19 protein-coding genes and 1 pseudogene are annotated in these 15,388 nt (G+C 67.1%); 9 read left to right on the top strand and 11 right to left on the bottom strand.

Annotated elements, in window-relative coordinates:
* Positions 1-358 precede the first annotated feature (358 nt).
* The 3 genes from ACLIVD_RS19230 to ACLIVD_RS19220 all read left to right on the top strand — a co-directional run bounded on the left by ACLIVD_RS19230 (position 359) and on the right by ACLIVD_RS19220 (position 2,358).
* On the top strand, positions 359-1,036 hold the full coding sequence (locus ACLIVD_RS19230; RefSeq protein ID WP_491930441.1) for a transglycosylase family protein: 678 nt from the start codon (positions 359-361) through the stop codon (positions 1,034-1,036).
* 67 nt (positions 1,037-1,103) lie between these two features.
* On the top strand, positions 1,104-1,391 hold the full coding sequence (locus tag ACLIVD_RS19225) for a hypothetical protein (protein WP_280784471.1): 288 nt from the start codon (positions 1,104-1,106) through the stop codon (positions 1,389-1,391).
* A gap of 130 nt (positions 1,392-1,521) precedes the next feature.
* Positions 1,522-2,358 carry an HpcH/HpaI aldolase/citrate lyase family protein gene (locus ACLIVD_RS19220; protein WP_491930440.1) on the top strand — a complete coding sequence of 279 codons (837 nt, stop codon included), beginning with the start codon at positions 1,522-1,524 and terminating at the stop codon, positions 2,356-2,358.
* Here the strand turns inward: ACLIVD_RS19220 and ACLIVD_RS19215 are convergent.
* Positions 2,337-3,764: an MFS transporter gene (locus ACLIVD_RS19215; RefSeq protein WP_491930439.1), complete on the bottom strand. Its 1,428-nt coding sequence runs from the start codon at positions 3,762-3,764 to the stop codon at positions 2,337-2,339. The two genes, ACLIVD_RS19220 and ACLIVD_RS19215, sit on opposite strands and share 22 nt — an antisense overlap.
* A 50-nt stretch (positions 3,765-3,814) precedes the next feature.
* On the opposite strand from ACLIVD_RS19215, the gene soxR reads away from it, so the two are divergent.
* Both soxR and ACLIVD_RS19205 read left to right on the top strand, forming a co-directional pair.
* The gene (gene soxR / locus ACLIVD_RS19210) at positions 3,815-4,255 is read left to right on the top strand and encodes a redox-sensitive transcriptional activator SoxR (RefSeq protein ID WP_280784468.1); all 441 of its coding nucleotides are present in this window, start codon (positions 3,815-3,817) and stop codon (positions 4,253-4,255) included.
* Positions 4,256-4,426: 171 nt separating this feature from the next.
* The gene (locus tag ACLIVD_RS19205) at positions 4,427-4,729 is read left to right on the top strand and encodes a hypothetical protein (RefSeq protein ID WP_105421629.1); all 303 of its coding nucleotides are present in this window, start codon (positions 4,427-4,429) and stop codon (positions 4,727-4,729) included.
* Between the two features lie 53 nt (positions 4,730-4,782).
* On the opposite strand, the gene ACLIVD_RS19200 is transcribed toward ACLIVD_RS19205, so the two are convergent.
* From ACLIVD_RS19200 to ACLIVD_RS19185, 4 genes and pseudogenes are all read right to left on the bottom strand, one after another.
* A complete protein-coding gene (locus ACLIVD_RS19200) occupies positions 4,783-4,977 on the bottom strand; it encodes a hypothetical protein (RefSeq protein ID WP_005246414.1) in 195 nt (64 codons plus the stop codon).
* A 68-nt stretch (positions 4,978-5,045) separates the two neighbouring features.
* Positions 5,046-5,507, bottom strand: a complete 462-nt coding sequence (locus tag ACLIVD_RS19195; RefSeq protein ID WP_491932899.1) for an RrF2 family transcriptional regulator — start codon at positions 5,505-5,507, stop codon at positions 5,046-5,048.
* A gap of 59 nt (positions 5,508-5,566) precedes the next feature.
* Positions 5,567-6,316, bottom strand: coding sequence for an SDR family oxidoreductase (locus tag ACLIVD_RS19190; RefSeq protein WP_491930438.1), 750 nt, complete (start codon positions 6,314-6,316; stop codon positions 5,567-5,569).
* Between the two features lie 148 nt (positions 6,317-6,464).
* Positions 6,465-6,635 (bottom strand): annotated as a pseudogene (locus tag ACLIVD_RS19185) (hydroxyquinol 1,2-dioxygenase); the annotation flags it as partial.
* Between ACLIVD_RS19185 and ACLIVD_RS19180 the strand changes: the two are divergent.
* On the top strand, positions 6,561-6,989 hold the full coding sequence (locus ACLIVD_RS19180; protein WP_491930437.1) for an ester cyclase: 429 nt from the start codon (positions 6,561-6,563) through the stop codon (positions 6,987-6,989). The pseudogene ACLIVD_RS19185 and the gene ACLIVD_RS19180 sit on opposite strands and share 75 nt — an antisense overlap.
* A gap of 15 nt (positions 6,990-7,004) precedes the next feature.
* On the opposite strand, the gene ACLIVD_RS19175 is transcribed toward ACLIVD_RS19180, so the two are convergent.
* Positions 7,005-7,127: a hypothetical protein gene (locus ACLIVD_RS19175; RefSeq protein WP_274542882.1), complete on the bottom strand. Its 123-nt coding sequence runs from the start codon at positions 7,125-7,127 to the stop codon at positions 7,005-7,007.
* A 219-nt stretch (positions 7,128-7,346) separates the two neighbouring features.
* On the opposite strand from ACLIVD_RS19175, the gene ACLIVD_RS19170 reads away from it, so the two are divergent.
* Complete coding sequence (locus ACLIVD_RS19170; protein ID WP_283332503.1) at positions 7,347-7,667, top strand: serine recombinase; 321 nt, start codon at positions 7,347-7,349, stop codon at positions 7,665-7,667.
* 100 nt (positions 7,668-7,767) lie between these two features.
* On the opposite strand, the gene ACLIVD_RS19165 is transcribed toward ACLIVD_RS19170, so the two are convergent.
* From ACLIVD_RS19165 to bla, 3 genes are all read right to left on the bottom strand, one after another.
* Positions 7,768-9,588 carry a zinc ribbon domain-containing protein gene (locus ACLIVD_RS19165; RefSeq protein WP_283332502.1) on the bottom strand — a complete coding sequence of 607 codons (1,821 nt, stop codon included), beginning with the start codon at positions 9,586-9,588 and terminating at the stop codon, positions 7,768-7,770.
* Positions 9,589-9,760: 172 nt separating this feature from the next.
* A complete protein-coding gene (locus ACLIVD_RS19160) occupies positions 9,761-10,180 on the bottom strand; it encodes a recombinase family protein (protein WP_491930436.1) in 420 nt (139 codons plus the stop codon).
* 156 nt (positions 10,181-10,336) lie between these two features.
* Positions 10,337-11,290, bottom strand: coding sequence for a class A beta-lactamase (bla, locus tag ACLIVD_RS19155; RefSeq protein ID WP_283332499.1), 954 nt, complete (start codon positions 11,288-11,290; stop codon positions 10,337-10,339).
* 147 nt (positions 11,291-11,437) lie between these two features.
* Between bla and ACLIVD_RS19150 the strand changes: the two genes are divergently transcribed.
* A complete protein-coding gene (locus tag ACLIVD_RS19150; RefSeq protein ID WP_283332498.1) occupies positions 11,438-12,331 on the top strand; it encodes a LysR family transcriptional regulator in 894 nt (297 codons plus the stop codon).
* Positions 12,328-13,236: a serine hydrolase gene (locus ACLIVD_RS19145; protein ID WP_283332497.1), complete on the top strand. Its 909-nt coding sequence runs from the start codon at positions 12,328-12,330 to the stop codon at positions 13,234-13,236. The genes ACLIVD_RS19150 and ACLIVD_RS19145 overlap by 4 nt, the downstream gene beginning before the upstream one ends.
* Before the next feature lie 5 nt (positions 13,237-13,241).
* Here ACLIVD_RS19145 and ACLIVD_RS19140 read toward each other — a convergent pair whose 3' ends face one another.
* Both ACLIVD_RS19140 and ACLIVD_RS19135 read right to left on the bottom strand, forming a co-directional pair.
* Positions 13,242-14,744 carry a precorrin-2 C(20)-methyltransferase gene (locus ACLIVD_RS19140; protein ID WP_491930435.1) on the bottom strand — a complete coding sequence of 501 codons (1,503 nt, stop codon included), beginning with the start codon at positions 14,742-14,744 and terminating at the stop codon, positions 13,242-13,244.
* Positions 14,741-15,367: a precorrin-8X methylmutase gene (locus tag ACLIVD_RS19135; RefSeq protein ID WP_283332495.1), complete on the bottom strand. Its 627-nt coding sequence runs from the start codon at positions 15,365-15,367 to the stop codon at positions 14,741-14,743. Before ACLIVD_RS19135 ends, ACLIVD_RS19140 begins: the two co-directional genes overlap by 4 nt.
* Positions 15,368-15,388 lie beyond the last annotated feature (21 nt).

Here is a 15,388-nt window from a genome sequence, read left to right as displayed (position 1 = left end):
CGCCGTGTCGAAATCGAGACCACGCCGCAGAGCGGGAACGGGTGAGCCGCTGGGGCATTCGGCTACCCGTCAGACGTATTACGAACTTGTCACGACATGACGTCGAAACGGTAACAAAACCTCAGAACAGCACAATTTTCACTCGCGTTTCTCAATAGTCGAACATCCGTACCTTGTTCATGCCGTGTGAATTTCGGGAGGAGGCCACGTTCGGGGGCCCGCCGCTGCAGATCTGCCGACGCGGGTTCGTAATCCCGACACCTTCGAGGCGCGGGACGAGGCACCGAAAGGGACGGTCGACAACCAGGCGTTGTCGCCGGCACGCCGCGTCCGCACGCGCGGAGAGGATTGAGCCAGCATGACCACTCGCAACATGGAGAAACACACCCTCGGCTGGATCGCCCTGATCGGCGCGGTCGTCACTGTTCTGCTCGGGCTGGGCGCCGGAACCGCCGGAGGCGCCCCGCACGACTGGGAAGAAGTCGCCGAGTGCGAAAGCGGCGGTGACTGGACCACCGACACCGGAAACGGGTTCTACGGCGGACTGCAGTTCACACCGGAAACCTGGAAAGCCAACGGTGGAACGGGAGTGGCCTCGGAAGCCAGCCAGGCCGAGCAGATCCGGGTCGCCGAGAACGTCCTGAAGACCCAGGGCCCCGGCGCATGGCCCGTGTGCGGACAGTATCTGAAAAAGGGCGGCACAGCGCCCGTCGAGGTACCCCACACCACGCCTGCACCTGCACCTGCACCTGCACCTGCCATTGAAATTCCTGAGCCTGTCGAAACTCCTGACCTCGCCGAGACGCCGGATGTTGTCGAGACGCCGGATGTTGTCGAGACGCCGGATGTTGTCGAGACGCCGGATGTTGTCGGGACCCCGGATGTTGTCGAAGCGCCTGCGACCGTCGACGATTCCGCCGCGGTGAAGGCGGCGGTGAAGGCGGCGGCCCAGGAAGCGCTGAACAGCGCGCGTGAACTTGCCGAGCAGAGCGGGTCGGGTCAGGTGTTCGAGGAGCGGGCGTCGGCTCCCCGGTAACGTCCGACGGTTCTTGTGCGAACTAATCACACAGAACTGTCGTGTCGTCGCCTACGAAGGAGATCTCGTGCAGAAGAAGTCCGCTCGGCGTTCCGCAGCATTGGTCGGGATACTGTCCGCACCCCTCGTCCTCGGAGCCACCGTCGGTGCCGGAACCGCGAGTGCGGAACCCTGGCACGTCGGCCCCGTCTACCGGGCCGAGACGTCCGGTGAAGGCGCGGAGTACTTCTGCGGGAAGGCCGCGGCTCTCGAACAGACGTCGGGAGTCGTGATCGTGCCGTGCACGTTCGATGAACCGACCAACGTCTGGTACCGCGTCGTCTTCAACCCGGCCTCCTGGGGCTTCGACTTCTGAGGCGGACTGCCGGGATGTGAGGCGCACCTGACGAAGCGGTGACCGGACACCGTCTGCGCACTCCGCTTCGTCGAGTGCGTCGCCTACCGGCCGCGCGCAGACTTCTCGGTATGGCCGAGGGAAGAACAGAATGAGTGTCGAGACAGCCCAGCGCAGTGAGGTCGGCGTCGCAATGGCGCGGAGTTGGCTTCTGGTTCCTGCAGTCGGGAGCGAGGTCCTCGCGGCGGCGGCTGCGTCCGGCGCCGACTCGCTGATCATCGACCTCGAGGACGGTTTGCCATTCGCTGCGAAAGACGAGGGGCGGGCCTGCACCGCCGAGTGGCTCGCACGGAATGCAGGTTGGGTGCGGATCAACGACGCGACCACCCCGCACTGGCAGCGCGACCTCGACGCGATCCGCGATCTGCCCGGACTGCGCGGGCTGATGCTGTCGAAAACCGAATCGCCCGAACAGGTACGGGACACCGCTGAAGAGATTCCCGGTGTTCCGGTGGTCGCCCTCGTCGAGTCCGCGGCCGCGATCGTGGCAGCCGAGGACATCGCTCGCACCGCTCCCGTCTCTCGGCTCGCGTTCGGGATCGGCGACTACTGCCGCGACACCGGTGCCGGGCGAACCCCGATGGCGTTGGCGTACGCCCGATCCCGGCTCGTCAATGCGAGCAGGGCGGCCCGGATCGGAGCCCCGATCGACGGACCGACACTGTCGCTCGACGCCGAGGCCGTACGGGACGACACGCGTCTGGGCCGTGAGATGGGGATGACCGGAAAACTGACCCTCGCTACTGAGCAGGTGCCGGTGATCAACACCGCGTTGGCACCCGACTCGAACGATATCTCCTGGGCCGAAGCGACGATCGCGCGTCTGGGTGCGGACGGCAGTCGTGTTACCCACGGCGGGCATCCGCCGCAACTCGCCCGCGCCCACGACATTCTGCGTCGCGCAGCTCACTTCGCGTCGCGGACGTAGGGCCGTCCGGCGTCCTCGCGCTCGGCTTGCCGGGTCGCGCGGTACGCGGTGAACACGCCGGCCGCCGCGATGACGCCGAGGCCGAGGAAGAGCAGTCGTGCGGAGGCCAGGGCCGAGGGCGCACCGAGATTGACCAGCACACCGGCGACCGCTGACCCCACGGCCATAGCGATCAACTCGACCGTGTTGAGCCCGGCCGCGGCCTTCGCTCCCTCCTGCTCGTCGTCGGTACTCCGCATGGCGGCGACCATCAGGTGCGGGAAGGCGAGGCCGATTCCGGCACCTGCGGCGGCCAGGGCGCCCGCCCACAGAATCACCGTGACCAGTCCGGCGTCGTCACGCCAGAGGGCCGCCGTGAGGAGCAGGCCGGCGGCGAGGACCGCGGGTCCGGCGATCTTCGCCGCCGTCTGCGCCCGCGGGCGGGAGATGTCGGAGCTGAAGATCATGGTCGCCGACCATCCCACCGACATCATGGCGCCGAGGAATCCCGCGGCGAACGGCACCAGTCCGGCGAGCCGTTGACCGAACAGCGGTGTGAAGGCCTCCGACACGGTGCCGGACGCGAGCACCGCGATGGTGAGGTAGATCCACTTCAGGGACGACGCCCGGGTGTACGTCGACTGCGGCAACACCCGGCGCGGTGACCGCAGCTCCCAGGCCAGGAAGAGAACGATGAATGCGGCCCCGACCGCGATCAGGGCCAGCATGTGGGTCCGGTTGCCGACGATGCTCGCCACGCTGATTGCGATCGTCGCGAGGGTGAGCAGGACGAGTGACGTGGCAGGCACGGGTTCTCCGCCACGCACACGCTCGGTGCGCGGCAACGCCCGGGGCGCGATCACGGCGATGGCGGCGGCGACCACTGCCAGGGCGACGAACGCGAGACGCCACTGGCCGAGTTGCGCGAACAGCCCACCGATCGCCGGTCCAGCCAGAGTTCCGACGCCCCACATCGCCGAGACCAGCGCGGTTGCACGGGCCCACAGATGCTCCGGTAGCGCCTCGCGCAGTACCGCGTAACTCAGCCCCGCGAGCAGGCCCCCACCGAGCCCCTGGACCGCTCGTCCGACGAGGAGCACCTCCATCGAAGGGCTCACGGCGCAGATCATCGTGCCGACGAAGAACGGAGCCAGCGCGAACAGGTACGCACCGAGCGCCCCGCGATGTGCGAGCAGCCGGCTGACGGTCATCGACGAGATCACGGACGCCACCATGAAGACGGTCGCGCTCCACGCGTACAGCGATTCGCGCCCGAGTTCGCCGATGGCGGTGGGCAGCAGGCTCGTCGTCAGAAAGATGTTGACGGCGTGCAGTCCGACGCCGCCGGCGAGGACGGCGGAGGTGGAGCGGTAACGGGGTCCGAGCAGCTCGGACCAGCTGGCCGGTGACGGGGCGGTCGATGTCATGCACACCACGCTAAAATCTCGAGTGGACTCGAGGTCAAGGGGCTGATGTGATGTCATTGGATCCGAAGGATCTGCTGTCGGTGGGGGAGGTGTCGCGTCGGACCGGTGTGGCCGTCTCGGCGCTCCATTACTACGAGCAGCTCGGACTGATCGCGTCGACGCGGACATCCGGGAATCAACGCCGGTACGAACGGCACATGCTCCGACGGATCTCGCTGATCGTGGTGGCCAAACGGCTCGGGATTCCACTGGCCGACGTGGGAGCGGTGTTCGAGACGCTCCCGGCCGACCGGATGCCGTCGATCCGCGACTGGCAGCGCGTGTCGAAGCTGTGGCGGGTGCAGCTCGAGGATCAGCGCAAGCGTATCGAGCGTCTCGAACGCGAGCTCACCGGATGCATCGGGTGTGGTTGCCTGTCGATGAAGGCGTGCTATCTGCTCAATCCCGAAGACCAACTCGCCGTGGAAGGTTCGGGTCCGAACCGGCTCTGAAGAACGGATTCCGGCAGTCGGTAGGTCGCGATCGATCTCCGTGAGGGTGGGGTGATTCCACTCCCAGGGGTGCCGCGAAGCCCCCCGAGGGTTGGTTCAGTTCGGGCGCTGGAGTGGGCAGAGTTGTACCTGTCAACGAAGCACGATCCGACCATCCCTTGGAGATACTGAATGATCAACGCCCGCCGCACCATTGCCGCCATCGCTTTCGCTGCTCTTCCCGTCCTGAGTGCCTTCGGGGCGGCGTCCGTTGCGCATGCCGAGCCGATCGGCCCGAACGGGCCCACCGGTGGCCCCTGCCCGATCGTGAACACGGACTCGCAGGGCAACGAGACAGTGACGTACGGCAAGCCCGGAGACCGCAACGGCGCCCTGGTGTGCGGTGCGGACGGTGAATGGACGGTGGGTAAGGCCGGCGGTTTCAAGGGCGGCCCCGGACAGATTCAGACTCAGCCCGGACTCTCACGCGGGTGAGCAGGGCATGAACTCGCTCGGTTGAACGTTCCCGGCGAGCATTGACGGACGGGTCAGAGGTATTCGTGGCGGTGTCCGCATTCGAGACCGTCGGGCGCTGATCGTGGGCATCGATTCATGCAGTGGAAGACGCGATACCGCTTCCCCGGGGGCAGTGACGCGAAGCCCGCATGAGCGTCCTTGATCTCGTATCCGATCGGACCGCGGCAGAACGAACAGGTCTTGGTCTCGTCGGTTCCGGTCTCCATCCATCGATCGTAGGGCGGTTCACGGTGGGGAAGTCAGGAATCTCGCGTTCGGTCTGCCGCGGGCGACCTCAGGTCGTGGACGTCGCCAAGATGTGTTTGAGGCCGGCGAGGTCTGTCGTCGCGCCGAGGTCGGCGATCGTCACACCCGATAGTGATGCGCGCCAAGCCTGTTCGGCACCGGCCATGACTTTCGCGATGCCGCATGCAGAGCGGCACTGCTCTGGAGGGGCGGCGAGCACTCCTTGTCGTCGGATTTCGGTGCACCGAAAGGCGGGCTCGGTTCCGTCGACGGCCTGGACGACGTCGAGGACGGTGATGGCCTCGGGTGCGCGGGTCAGGACGTATCCGCCGTCGCGGCCCTCGGTGGGGTGGACGAGGCCGGCACGTGCGAGCGACTGCAGGTGCTTGGCGAGGTATGTCTTCGACACACCGTGCAGTTCGGCCAGCCGGGCAGTGGGTATCGGGCTTTCGGCCTGGCTGAGAACGACGCAGCAGTGAAGTGCCCACTCCACACCACCGGAAAGCTTCATGGCCACGACTCTATCCACGCCCCTGTGTCGGTGTTGCGGGGTGGTACTGCGTCATTGTGTCAGGCGTGTTCGCGCAACCACTGGTCCAGAGTGGTCGGTGCGATCCAGGCATTGGCGCCAGGTGTCGGAGTGATCGCAGCGTCATCGAGTTTGGCGCCGAAATAACCGGCATCGGGGTCGGTGGTCACGGTCCGCTGGTCGCCGGTCGAGGCGAACAGCCGTCGAACGAGTGCATCGATGCCGAGCGGCTCAGGTCCCGCAATTTCGACTGTGCCGCCCAGCGGGGCGCCGACAGCGACCTCTGCTACCCGGGTGACGACGTCGTTCGAGGCGATCGGCTGAAGATGTGCCGGGGTCGCATGCACCGTCTCGCCGACTGTGCCTGCCGCGGCGATGCCGGCGATGAACTCGAAGAACTGCGTCGATCGCACGATCGAGTAGGGGATGGGGCCGGACTTGACCAGATCCTCCTGGGCGACTTTGGCACGCATGTATCCGGAGTCGGGGAGTCGATCGGCGCCGACGATGGACAGGACGACATGGTGCCGGACGCCTGCCGCCTCTTCGGCGGCGAGCATGTGCTTCGTCGATTCGCGAAAAAAGGCCAGGACGTCGTCGTCTTCCCACGACGGCGAGTTGGTGAGGTCCACGACGACGTCGGCGCCCTCCACAGCCTCCGCGACTCCCTTGCCGGTGGTGGTATCGATACCGTCGCCGCGACCGAGAGCCGCGACGTCGTGACCGGTCTCGGTCAGCTTCGATGCGACCTGACTCCCGATGAGTCCGGTTCCGAAAATGACGATCTTCATACCCGTCTCCTAACGTGGATTTATATTGTCCTAGTTTACTCGGATGGTAGGTGTCCGAGTCAAGGGTTGTGTACGTTCCGTGCGCCGGGCCGGGGGGTGGGCTTCCTCGTCCTTCGTGGCAGAGCTATGCATGCAGCGACGGCGAGAATCAAATCTGTTCTGGTGCAAGGACTATGTCGAACCGGCATCGAGACCAATGCCGGTCGCCGATGAGTCGCCCATCGGGGGTGGGTGTCTCTGGGGGTTGCTCCACGAAGTCCTTGATCAGCGAGTCCTTCACACCGAACGCGCTGTCCCCGCGTTCGAGTTGCGGGTCACCCAACCGCCCGCAGACGTCGCAAAGCTCTACGCCCCGCTGTGTCGGCACCGCGATATCGCAGCCGGCGCGGGCCATCGCACACCGGAGAAGATCGCCGCCGGTCTCGCAGGGCTCGTCGCAGCATTCCCGACGCGCAATAGAACCTCGATGACACGCTCATCGATGGGCAACCGTGCGGCGGTGACCTACGCACTGCCCGGTCACTTGAATGGCCGCCTGGGCCCGTACGAGCCGAAAGGGCAGAGTGTGCACCTGGCCGGAGTGCAGATGCTGGAAGTGAAAGGCAACCACATCGTTACCAGCACCGACTATGGGGACGGTGGTGCCCTTCATCGCCAGCTGAGCACGCCGTGAATCTTCAATGCGACTTCAGCCCTTCCTTTTTCGGATGATCTCCGTCGACTCCTGGGCCTTCGCCCGCTTCTCCGCCCGGCGCTCCTTCAGTGCGCGTGCGGACTGTTTCGAACTCTTGACGGCGGATTTGTCAGCCATTGTCGCTCCATCTTCGAGAGTGGCAACCACGAACTGATCCCGACCATACCCAGGGAAGTAGATAAGTCCACTTCGGTATCCGACTCGAACGTGGTGCCGAGCTGGAAACATCCTTCCGTGAGATCCCAAGAACCGCAGGAACGCTCACGAACTTGCTTATTCGTGGGCGGTGGCTATGGTGCATGCAGGCATCAACGGCATCTACCGGAGGACTGAAATGTGAATGCAGCTACCGATCGTCAATGGGCGGTTCGTGACGCTGTTCTGCGTTGGCTTCTCGCGAAGACCACGGAAGGGTACCGAAGTCCGATTCTGGACGCGGATGCCATCGGTGAGACCGTTGGCTGGGCACCCGCGCCCCTGACTCGGGACGAAGTGGCCGATGCGTCGAATTACCTCTACCGGGAAGGGTATGCGACAGGGGTGCCGGTGACGGGTATCGGCATTCCGCGCCCGATGTTGACGGTGGCCGGGCGGCGCGTCGCCAAGACGGAAAGGCCGTTGCGCCGGGCGATGCGCGGTCACGACGTCGTGAGCTAGCGGCATCTCGCTCCGTCCGTCGACGCACCAGCTGTTGCGTCACCTGTGCAGACGAGAGCGAGGCGGTATGGGTGCACGAGACTGCCGTCGCCCGTAGCGTCTACATAGATCTCATACTTCCTACCACTGGCGTGGCTGGTGTTAGAGATGTATGTACTTCACGGCTACCCGTAACACGCTGCGGTGTTGCGGGTTTTACCGTGTCCCACACCGACGCTTGTGGCGCAGGAACAATCCTGGTCTGGTTCACCCCCACCCGGGGTGTCGCGGCGGGAGCACTACGACGGACACGGCGATGCCGCGGCCTGCTCGGAGTGGGACTCTTCTTGTCGCGGCATTGGCGCACCGGCGCATGCTCGATCACCCGGATCCGCGGATTCTCCCCGCGCTTGCGAACGGATTGTCCGCGTCCCAGCAATGCCCGCTTGGCCAGGTTCACGCCCGCGACATGGTCACGATGTCCGCCGACTTTGCACCGCGCACACCAGGCCCGATGGTAACCACCCGGCCGGATGAGAGGTTCGTTGCAGCCCGGACACAACGCCGAGGATCCTCGTGCTGGTACGGACACCACCGTCACACCGACACCGGCGGCGGTGTGGGTGAGAGCGTCGACGGCTTTGCGGCGGGCTGATTGCGCGGCCCGGTTATTGTTGACCCGCCCATGCCCGCGGGTTTCGAGAGTGGTGAGGTCTTCCACCGCGATCACGCTCGCGCCCGCTGCGGCAGCGAAGTCGGTAAGCTGGCGGCCGAAGTGAAACGCCAATTCCCGGTTGATCATCCCCCGCTTGGCACCCACTGCCTCGCGGTATCCATCGAGGACGGCGATCTTCGCCTCCAGCTGGGCGCGGACCTCGGGGGGTGCGGTCGCGGCGAGCCGGCGCAGGCGAGCCGCTTTGCGGTGCAGCAGCTGCCCTTCGGCCTGCAGTCGGGCCAGCTTGATCCCGAGGCCTCGGTCGTCGTACGTGAAACCCCGATAGTCCGAGACCAGACCATCCGGGGTTTCGGTGGCAACGGCGGCCACCCCGAGTGTGGACGGAGACCAGTCCACGCCCACCACGGTAGTTCCCGATGTCACATCAGCGGCTGGGACCGCTTCGGTGGCAGCGCACCGCAACAGCAGACCACGGTGGTCGACATCGAGGGTCGGTAAATGCCACTCGCGGATCGGCCGCCCGTGCAGGTGCCGTGGGATCGCGGCGGCCAGCCGGACTCGTCGCCACTGCGCGCGTCCTGTCGGGGCGACGGTGGTGGGTAGTGTGACCGTCAGCGTCATGGCGGCGTCGGTGACGGTGATGTGTGCGAGTTGTCGATCCGCTGCCGAAAGCCGAGCCATCGCCGAGGTTCGGGGTGGCGTCTGCACGTCGGTGATCCGCACCCGCGCGGACTGCGCTGCACCCGAGTCCGCGCCGTCGATCTGGCGGGTGCGGGCGAGCAATTGCCGACGGACTCCCCGCGCGAAACCCGACGGCACATACTCCGCAGCACCACTCGGTGCGCTCAGACGGCCGGTTTCCGAATCGAATCGGGCCGACAGCGACGCGATGGCGGTATCCCGGTAGGTCAGGGTCCGCAGCGTCGCCACAGCTTGCGCGGTGACCACGCGCGTGACTCGTGAGGGCGCGTAGACACCGTCCGGGTAGCGCGGGGTCCAGCCCAGACGCGCGGCCGCGACATGCCCGTGCTTCGGCAGTGCCCGGCCGTGGCTGTCACGACCGGTAGCGAGGACATCGAAGGTGGCCGGTTGCCACAGCCGTGAAATCAGCTCGGTTTCGGCACCGGAGATCAGGTCGAGCATCCACCCGACACGAATGTCGAGGTCGTCGAGTCCGATCGGCGCACCGGTCGCGTCATCGACAGCCAGGTAGGGGCGGGTGGTGAACGAGAACTGTCGCAGCGCAGTCAATCCGGTATCGGCCATCAGTTAGTCCATCTCCAACCGTGCTGCCGCGTCGCCCGGAAGAAGTCGACGTTGATTCTGCTTCGACCGCAATGGGTAGAAGCGGCCGGAAAACGAAGCGAGCACTGCCATGAAGTCATCCATCAGCTCCTCTACCAGCGACGTGTCCCCATGGTCACGCAGGACCTCGACCTTAACCCCGACCGCCGACAGTTACCGCTCGATCCACGCCACCGGAGAACCGCGCCAACCGATCCCGCCACACCACTCGCACCACCGTGAAGTGGCCCTTGGCTGCGTCCTCGAGCATCCGATTCAGTCCCGCTCGGGTCTCCCGCAGACCTGAACCACGATCCCTGTAGACCCTGTACACGGTGCCGGCGGCACTCTCACGCAGCATCCTTTCCTGATAGGCGAGCGAAGATTCCTGACCGGTCGAGCCGGACACCCGGCAGTACAACGCTTCCGCCCTGTCGGCTGGAACACTCTCCGGTGTAGGTCGACCCAGGTAGACGTCGAGATCCTCCCGATCGAAGACTCGCTGACCGGAACCTGTACGCCGAGAGGGTAACCGGCCCTCCGGCGCGGCCTTCCGGACCCCCACCACCGACATGTTCAGGTATGCCGCAGCTCGCCGATGCGCATGATCCGACTAGCAACAGGAAGGATTAGGAAGTATTAGGAAGTACGTCAACAGTTGAGAGCCTTCGGCGGCGGGGGAGTCGGGCCGTCACAGGTCGGCCGGCTCCCCGCGCCTCGCTCAGATGGCTCACGGCGCAGTCAACCCTTCGATGACGGCCGCGGTGGTGTCGGCGATCGCCTGGTTGTTTCCCTGCGCGTCCTGCTGATTGGTGAGGCTGTCGGTGAGGATGGCGAGGACGACGGGTGCGCCGTCCGGACTCCACGCGACACCGGCATCGTTGGCGGTGCCGAACCCGCCGCCACCGGTCTTGTCGGCGGCAGTCCACCCGGTCGGCAGACCGGCGCGCATTCGCTTGTCCGACGTCTTGCTCGCCCGCATCCACTCGAGAAGCTGATCGCGGCTCGCCGCGTCGAGGGCGTCTCCGAGGAGCAGCGCCCGGAAACCCTGCGCGAGGCCGTTGGGTGTCGTCGTGTCCCGGGGATCGTCGCGGAATGCGGTGTTGAGTTCGGTCTCCCACCGGTCCAGTCGTGTGCTCCCGTCGCCGACGTCCCGGGCGAGTGCGGTGATCGCCTGCGGCCCGCCGATCTCCCGGAGTAGGTAGTTCCCGGCGGTGTTGTCGCTCTGCGTCAGCGCTGCTTCGGCGATCTGCCCCAACGTCATCGGGGTTCCGACCGCTGCGGCGGTGACCGGCGAGTTCTCGACGAGGTCGCCGGGTTCGATCACGACCGTCTTGTCGAGTGACGTCGATCCGTCCTCGGTCTTGCGCAGAACCGCCGCGGATGCGTAGGCCTTGAAGGTCGAGCACATCGCGAACCGTTCGTCGCCCCGGTGGCTGTAGACCTCGCCGGTCGCGGGATTGACGGCCGTCACTCCGATCCGGGTGGAGTACTGCGCCTCCAGGGCGTCGATCGTCGCGTCGAGGGGCCGCCGATCCGGCGCCGCAGCCACCGACGTGGTGGGCTGGGCCTGTTCCGCGGTGGCCGTGCACGCCCCGAGCAGCAGGGGCAGCGCCAGCGCGAGAGCGACGGCACCTCGGCGACCGGTGCGCCTGGGCTTCGGATGATTTCGGTGTGTGGGCATGGATCCAATGTCGGATGCGGACACTCATAGCGCAAAGACGAAAGCGGCGTCGTCGCGAGTCGGGTGCGCTATCACCCCAGTTCAGGACGACGTTTTATGCCAGGGAAACGGTGGCGTCGCCCGACGTGGGCGGTCGGAACTGGTTCAATGGTCGCCATGGACCTGCTCCGCCACCTCAGTTTCTTTGTCGCCGTTGCGGAGGAGGGACATTTCGGCAACGCCGCATCCCGGCTCGGGATGACGCAGCCGCCGCTGTCACAGGGAGTGCGGCGGCTCGAACAGCGACTCGGCGCGGAGCTGGTCCAGCGCAGTGCCCGCGGAGTCGGACTCACCGACGCCGGACGCCAATTGCTCCCGCGTGCGCGACTTCTCGTCGCCGACGCCGCCCGATTCGAGGACGAAGCGCACCGCATCGCCGGCGGTCGCGACGCGGTGGTGCGATGGGGTGTCCCGCACTCGGTGGCCGACGGTGTGGTGGTGCGGTGTGTCCGTGCCCTTCGCGACGCGGACGAGACCCGGCCCACCCGGGTGGTGACGACCACGGCGCCCACCACCGAACTCGTGGACGCCGTCCGTACGGGCAGTCTCGACGTCGCCGTGGTCGAGCATCCCGCGCTGCTCACCGGTCTCGACAGCGGGCCGGTGCTGAAGCTTCGGCGGTGGGTGGTGGTGCCGGACGACCACCCGGCCGCGGTCGCGAAGAAGGCACAGGTCCGGATGCTGCGCGGGCTGGCGTTGGCCATCGGTCCACGCTCGGACAATCCACCTGCCCACGACCTGTTCGTCGACTTGTGGCGGGTCCGGGGGCTGGACCCGGACATCGTGATCGCACCGGGTCCGCGAGAGATTCTCACGCACGTGGCCGCGGGCGGTCATTTCGGGGTGACGGCGACGGCACCGACGGTGATGCCGGGTGTGGCCTGGGTCGATCTGCTGCGCGAAGACCTCGCGCTGCGTCTGCGCATCGTCTGGCGATCGGGGACCGACGTCGCACCGTCCGCTGCCGCCCTCGACCGGGTGCTGCTGAGGGCAGATCGATGACCCCGCCGGCGGCGAAGCGGATCCGTGACGTCTTCGCCGACGCCGGGTGCACCGGATGGCTGCACGCCCGCCGCGTCGGGACCCCGACCGGCGACGCGGGTGACATCGCGGTCGGCGCGGACGACCTCGTGGTTCTGGCGTCGGTCTACAAACTTCCGCTACTCGTAGCCCTGTGCCGTGCTTTCGAATCCGGGGAGTTGTCGCCGACCGCGACCGTCCGGGTCAATCCGGCCGACTGCACTCCGGGGCCGACGGGGGTGTCGACGTTCCGTGATCCCGTCGTGCTGAGCTGGCGGGATCTGGCGATGTCGATGATGACCGTGTCCGACAACGCCGCCGCCGACCTCGTCCTCGGGCAGGTGGGACTGGCGAGCGTCGAGCGCACACTGTCCGAGCTGGGCATGACGAGCACGCGCATCCTCGGCGGCACAGCGGATGCGCACCGCAGCCTGGTGATCGACGCCCATGCGCACACCACCGCGGAAGCATTCGCGGCGCTGGCCGACAACGACGAGGCGTGGACCGTGTCCGCCTACGACCCGTCGTATGCGAGCGCGACGACTCCGCGGGAGATGACCTCGCTTCTCGACGCGATCTGGACCGGAAGGGCGGTGCCCGAGCCGCAGGGCGAGTTCGTCCGGCACGTGATGTCCGCGCAGATCTGGCAGCACCGCATCCGGTCCGGGTTCCCGTATTCCGAGGTGGACGTTGCCGGGAAGACCGGGACCATCGGCGCCATCCGCAACGAGGTGGCCGTCGTGACGTTTCCCGGTGAGATTCCCGTCGCGGTCGCCGTCTTCACCCGTGCCGCCCGAACCGACCCTGTACTACCGGTGGTCGACGCCGCGATCGGGCACGCCGCCCGGATCGCGGTGACCGAACTCCGCTCCGGCCGCGTCGACTGAGGTACTCAGCCCGGATAACGCCGGGGCGTGAACACCCTGGTCCCGTGTTCGTTCTCGACGACGGTCGTCATGGAGGAGCCCACGATGAGCAGGCACCGCATGTCGATCTCGGCTGGGTCGAGGTCCGCGAGCCGCACGACCCGCACCGACTCCTGCGCGCCGGCCACGTCGCGGCCGATGATCACCGGGGTGTCGGGGGAGCGGTGCTCGAGAACCAGGTCGCGCATCGCGGCGACCTGCCAGGTGCGCGACTTCGACGCCGGGTTGTAGACGGCGAAGGCCATGTCGGCGCTCGCAACCGCGGAGATGCGCTGCGCCACCACGTCCCACGGCTTGAGCCGGTCCGACAGCGACAGGACGGCGTAGTCGTGCCCGAGGGGCGCGCCGACCCGGCTCGCGACGGCGTTCGCGGCGGTCATGCCGGGTAGGACGCGCACGGGGACGCCGCGCCACTGCTCCTCGGCCGCGACTTCCAGCACCGCGGCGGCCATCGCGAACACACCCGGGTCGCCGGACGACACGACGGCGACGCGGGCGCCGTTCTTCGCCAGGTCGAGTGCCATCGCGGCGCGTTCGGCCTCGACGCGGTTGTCGCTGGAGTGGCGGCGCTGGCCGGGACGTTCGGGGACCCGGTCGATATAGGGGCCGTAGCCGACGAGGTCGGTGGCGAGCGACAGTTCGTGCTGCACTTCCGGTGTCGTCCATGCCTGATCACCGGGACCGAGCCCGACGACGACGAGTTCGCCCTGCGGTGCCGCGTCGTCGCGGCGGGCGTTCGACGGGCTGGGCACGATGGCGATCGAGAAGTAGGGGACGTCGCTGTCCGAGACGTCGTCGGCGGCGTCGATCTTCTGCCTGGTCGTGCTGGCCCGTTCGACGTACCACGTCTCGTCGATGCGGCCGGAGTCCTTCAACGCCTGCCGGACGGCCGGGTAGGTGCGTCCGAGCTTCAGGATTGCGGCGGCGTCGGTCTCCCGCAGGCGCCGCGTCAGCTCGCCGGGCGGCAGCGTTCCGGGCAGGACGGTCAGGATTTCCTCGCCCTCGACCAGCGGCATCGCCAGTGCGGCGGATGCGGCGCTGATCGACGTGACCCCGGGAATGACTTCCGCCTCGAAGCGCTGCGCCAACCTCTTGTGCATGTGCATGTAGGAGCTGTAGAACAGCGGGTCGCCCGCCGCGAGGAGCGCGACCGAACGGCCGGCGTCGAGGTGGGAGGCGAGTCGCTGCGACGCCTCCTCGTAGAACTCGTCCATCGCCCCCTGGTAGCCGCCGGGATGGTCGACGGTCTCGGTGGTGACGGGGTAGACGAGGTGCTCCTCGATCTGTCCCTCACACAGGTACGGCGCCGCGACCGCGCGGGAGATGCTCTTGCCGTGCTGGGCGCTGTGGAACGCCACCACATCGGCCTCGGCGATGACCCGCGCGGCCTTGACCGTCACCAGTTCCGGGTCACCCGGTCCGATGCCGACGCCCCACAGTTTGCCGGTCACGCGCTCTTCGGAGCTCATTCGACCTCGCTCGCAATCGCATTCAGTGCCGCAGCCGTGATGGCACTGCCACCCCGGCGGCCGCGGACCACCAGATAGTCGAGTCCGCCCGGGTGCTCGATCAACGCTTCCTTCGACTCCGCGGCACCGATGAAACCGACCGGACCGCCCACGATCGCGGCGGGCCGGGGTGCACCGGATTCGATCATGTCCAGCAGGTAGAACAAGGCGGTCGGGGCGTTGCCGATCGCGACGACGGCACCCTCGAGTTTGCTGCCCCACAATTCCAGCGCGGCCGCAGAGCGGGTGTTCCCGATCTGCTCCGCCAGCACCGGGACCCGGGGGTCGCGCAGGGTGCAGAGCACCTCGTTGTCTGCGGGGAGACGCTTCCGGGTGACGCCTGCCGCCACCATCTGCGCGTCGCACAGGATCGGGGCGCCGCCCGCCAGCGCCGCGCGGGCGGCCTTCACGACGCCGGGGGTGAACGCGACGTCGTCCACGAGGTCGACCTGACCGCTCGCGTGGATCATGCGGACCACGGCCTGTGAGACGTCCTCGGGAAAGGCACTGAGATCCGCCTCGGCGCGGATCGTGGCGAAGGACTGGCGGTAGATCTCCGCGCCGTCTCGGATGTACTCGATCATTCGCTCACGATAGAGGCACCG

The organism is Rhodococcus sp. G6(2025), from assembly GCF_058628105.1.
Note: the sequence above shows the minus strand (reverse complement) of the source record. Positions and strands in the feature narration are given on the sequence as shown.

What these genes read in the sequence shown, in the direction of transcription:
- ACLIVD_RS19230 (WP_491930441.1), top strand. Translation starts at nt 359, where the DNA reads ATGACCACTCGCAACATGGAGAAACACACCCTCGGCTGGATCGCCCTG.
- ACLIVD_RS19220 (WP_491930440.1), top strand. Translation starts at nt 1,522, where the DNA reads ATGAGTGTCGAGACAGCCCAGCGCAGTGAGGTCGGCGTCGCAATGGCG.
- ACLIVD_RS19215 (WP_491930439.1), bottom strand. Translation starts at nt 3,764, where the DNA reads ATGACATCGACCGCCCCGTCACCGGCCAGCTGGTCCGAGCTGCTCGGA.
- soxR (WP_280784468.1), top strand. Translation starts at nt 3,815, where the DNA reads ATGTCATTGGATCCGAAGGATCTGCTGTCGGTGGGGGAGGTGTCGCGT.
- ACLIVD_RS19205 (WP_105421629.1), top strand. Translation starts at nt 4,427, where the DNA reads ATGATCAACGCCCGCCGCACCATTGCCGCCATCGCTTTCGCTGCTCTT.
- ACLIVD_RS19200 (WP_005246414.1), bottom strand. Translation starts at nt 4,977, where the DNA reads ATGGAGACCGGAACCGACGAGACCAAGACCTGTTCGTTCTGCCGCGGT.
- ACLIVD_RS19195 (WP_491932899.1), bottom strand. Translation starts at nt 5,507, where the DNA reads ATGAAGCTTTCCGGTGGTGTGGAGTGGGCACTTCACTGCTGCGTCGTT.
- ACLIVD_RS19190 (WP_491930438.1), bottom strand. Translation starts at nt 6,316, where the DNA reads ATGAAGATCGTCATTTTCGGAACCGGACTCATCGGGAGTCAGGTCGCA.
- ACLIVD_RS19175 (WP_274542882.1), bottom strand. Translation starts at nt 7,127, where the DNA reads ATGGCTGACAAATCCGCCGTCAAGAGTTCGAAACAGTCCGCACGCGCA.
- ACLIVD_RS19165 (WP_283332502.1), bottom strand. Translation starts at nt 9,588, where the DNA reads ATGGCCGATACCGGATTGACTGCGCTGCGACAGTTCTCGTTCACCACC.
- ACLIVD_RS19160 (WP_491930436.1), bottom strand. Translation starts at nt 10,180, where the DNA reads ATGTCGGTGGTGGGGGTCCGGAAGGCCGCGCCGGAGGGCCGGTTACCC.
- bla (WP_283332499.1), bottom strand. Translation starts at nt 11,290, where the DNA reads ATGCCCACACACCGAAATCATCCGAAGCCCAGGCGCACCGGTCGCCGA.
- ACLIVD_RS19150 (WP_283332498.1), top strand. Translation starts at nt 11,438, where the DNA reads ATGGTCGCCATGGACCTGCTCCGCCACCTCAGTTTCTTTGTCGCCGTT.
- ACLIVD_RS19145 (WP_283332497.1), top strand. Translation starts at nt 12,328, where the DNA reads ATGACCCCGCCGGCGGCGAAGCGGATCCGTGACGTCTTCGCCGACGCC.
- ACLIVD_RS19140 (WP_491930435.1), bottom strand. Translation starts at nt 14,744, where the DNA reads ATGAGCTCCGAAGAGCGCGTGACCGGCAAACTGTGGGGCGTCGGCATC.
- ACLIVD_RS19135 (WP_283332495.1), bottom strand. Translation starts at nt 15,367, where the DNA reads ATGATCGAGTACATCCGAGACGGCGCGGAGATCTACCGCCAGTCCTTC.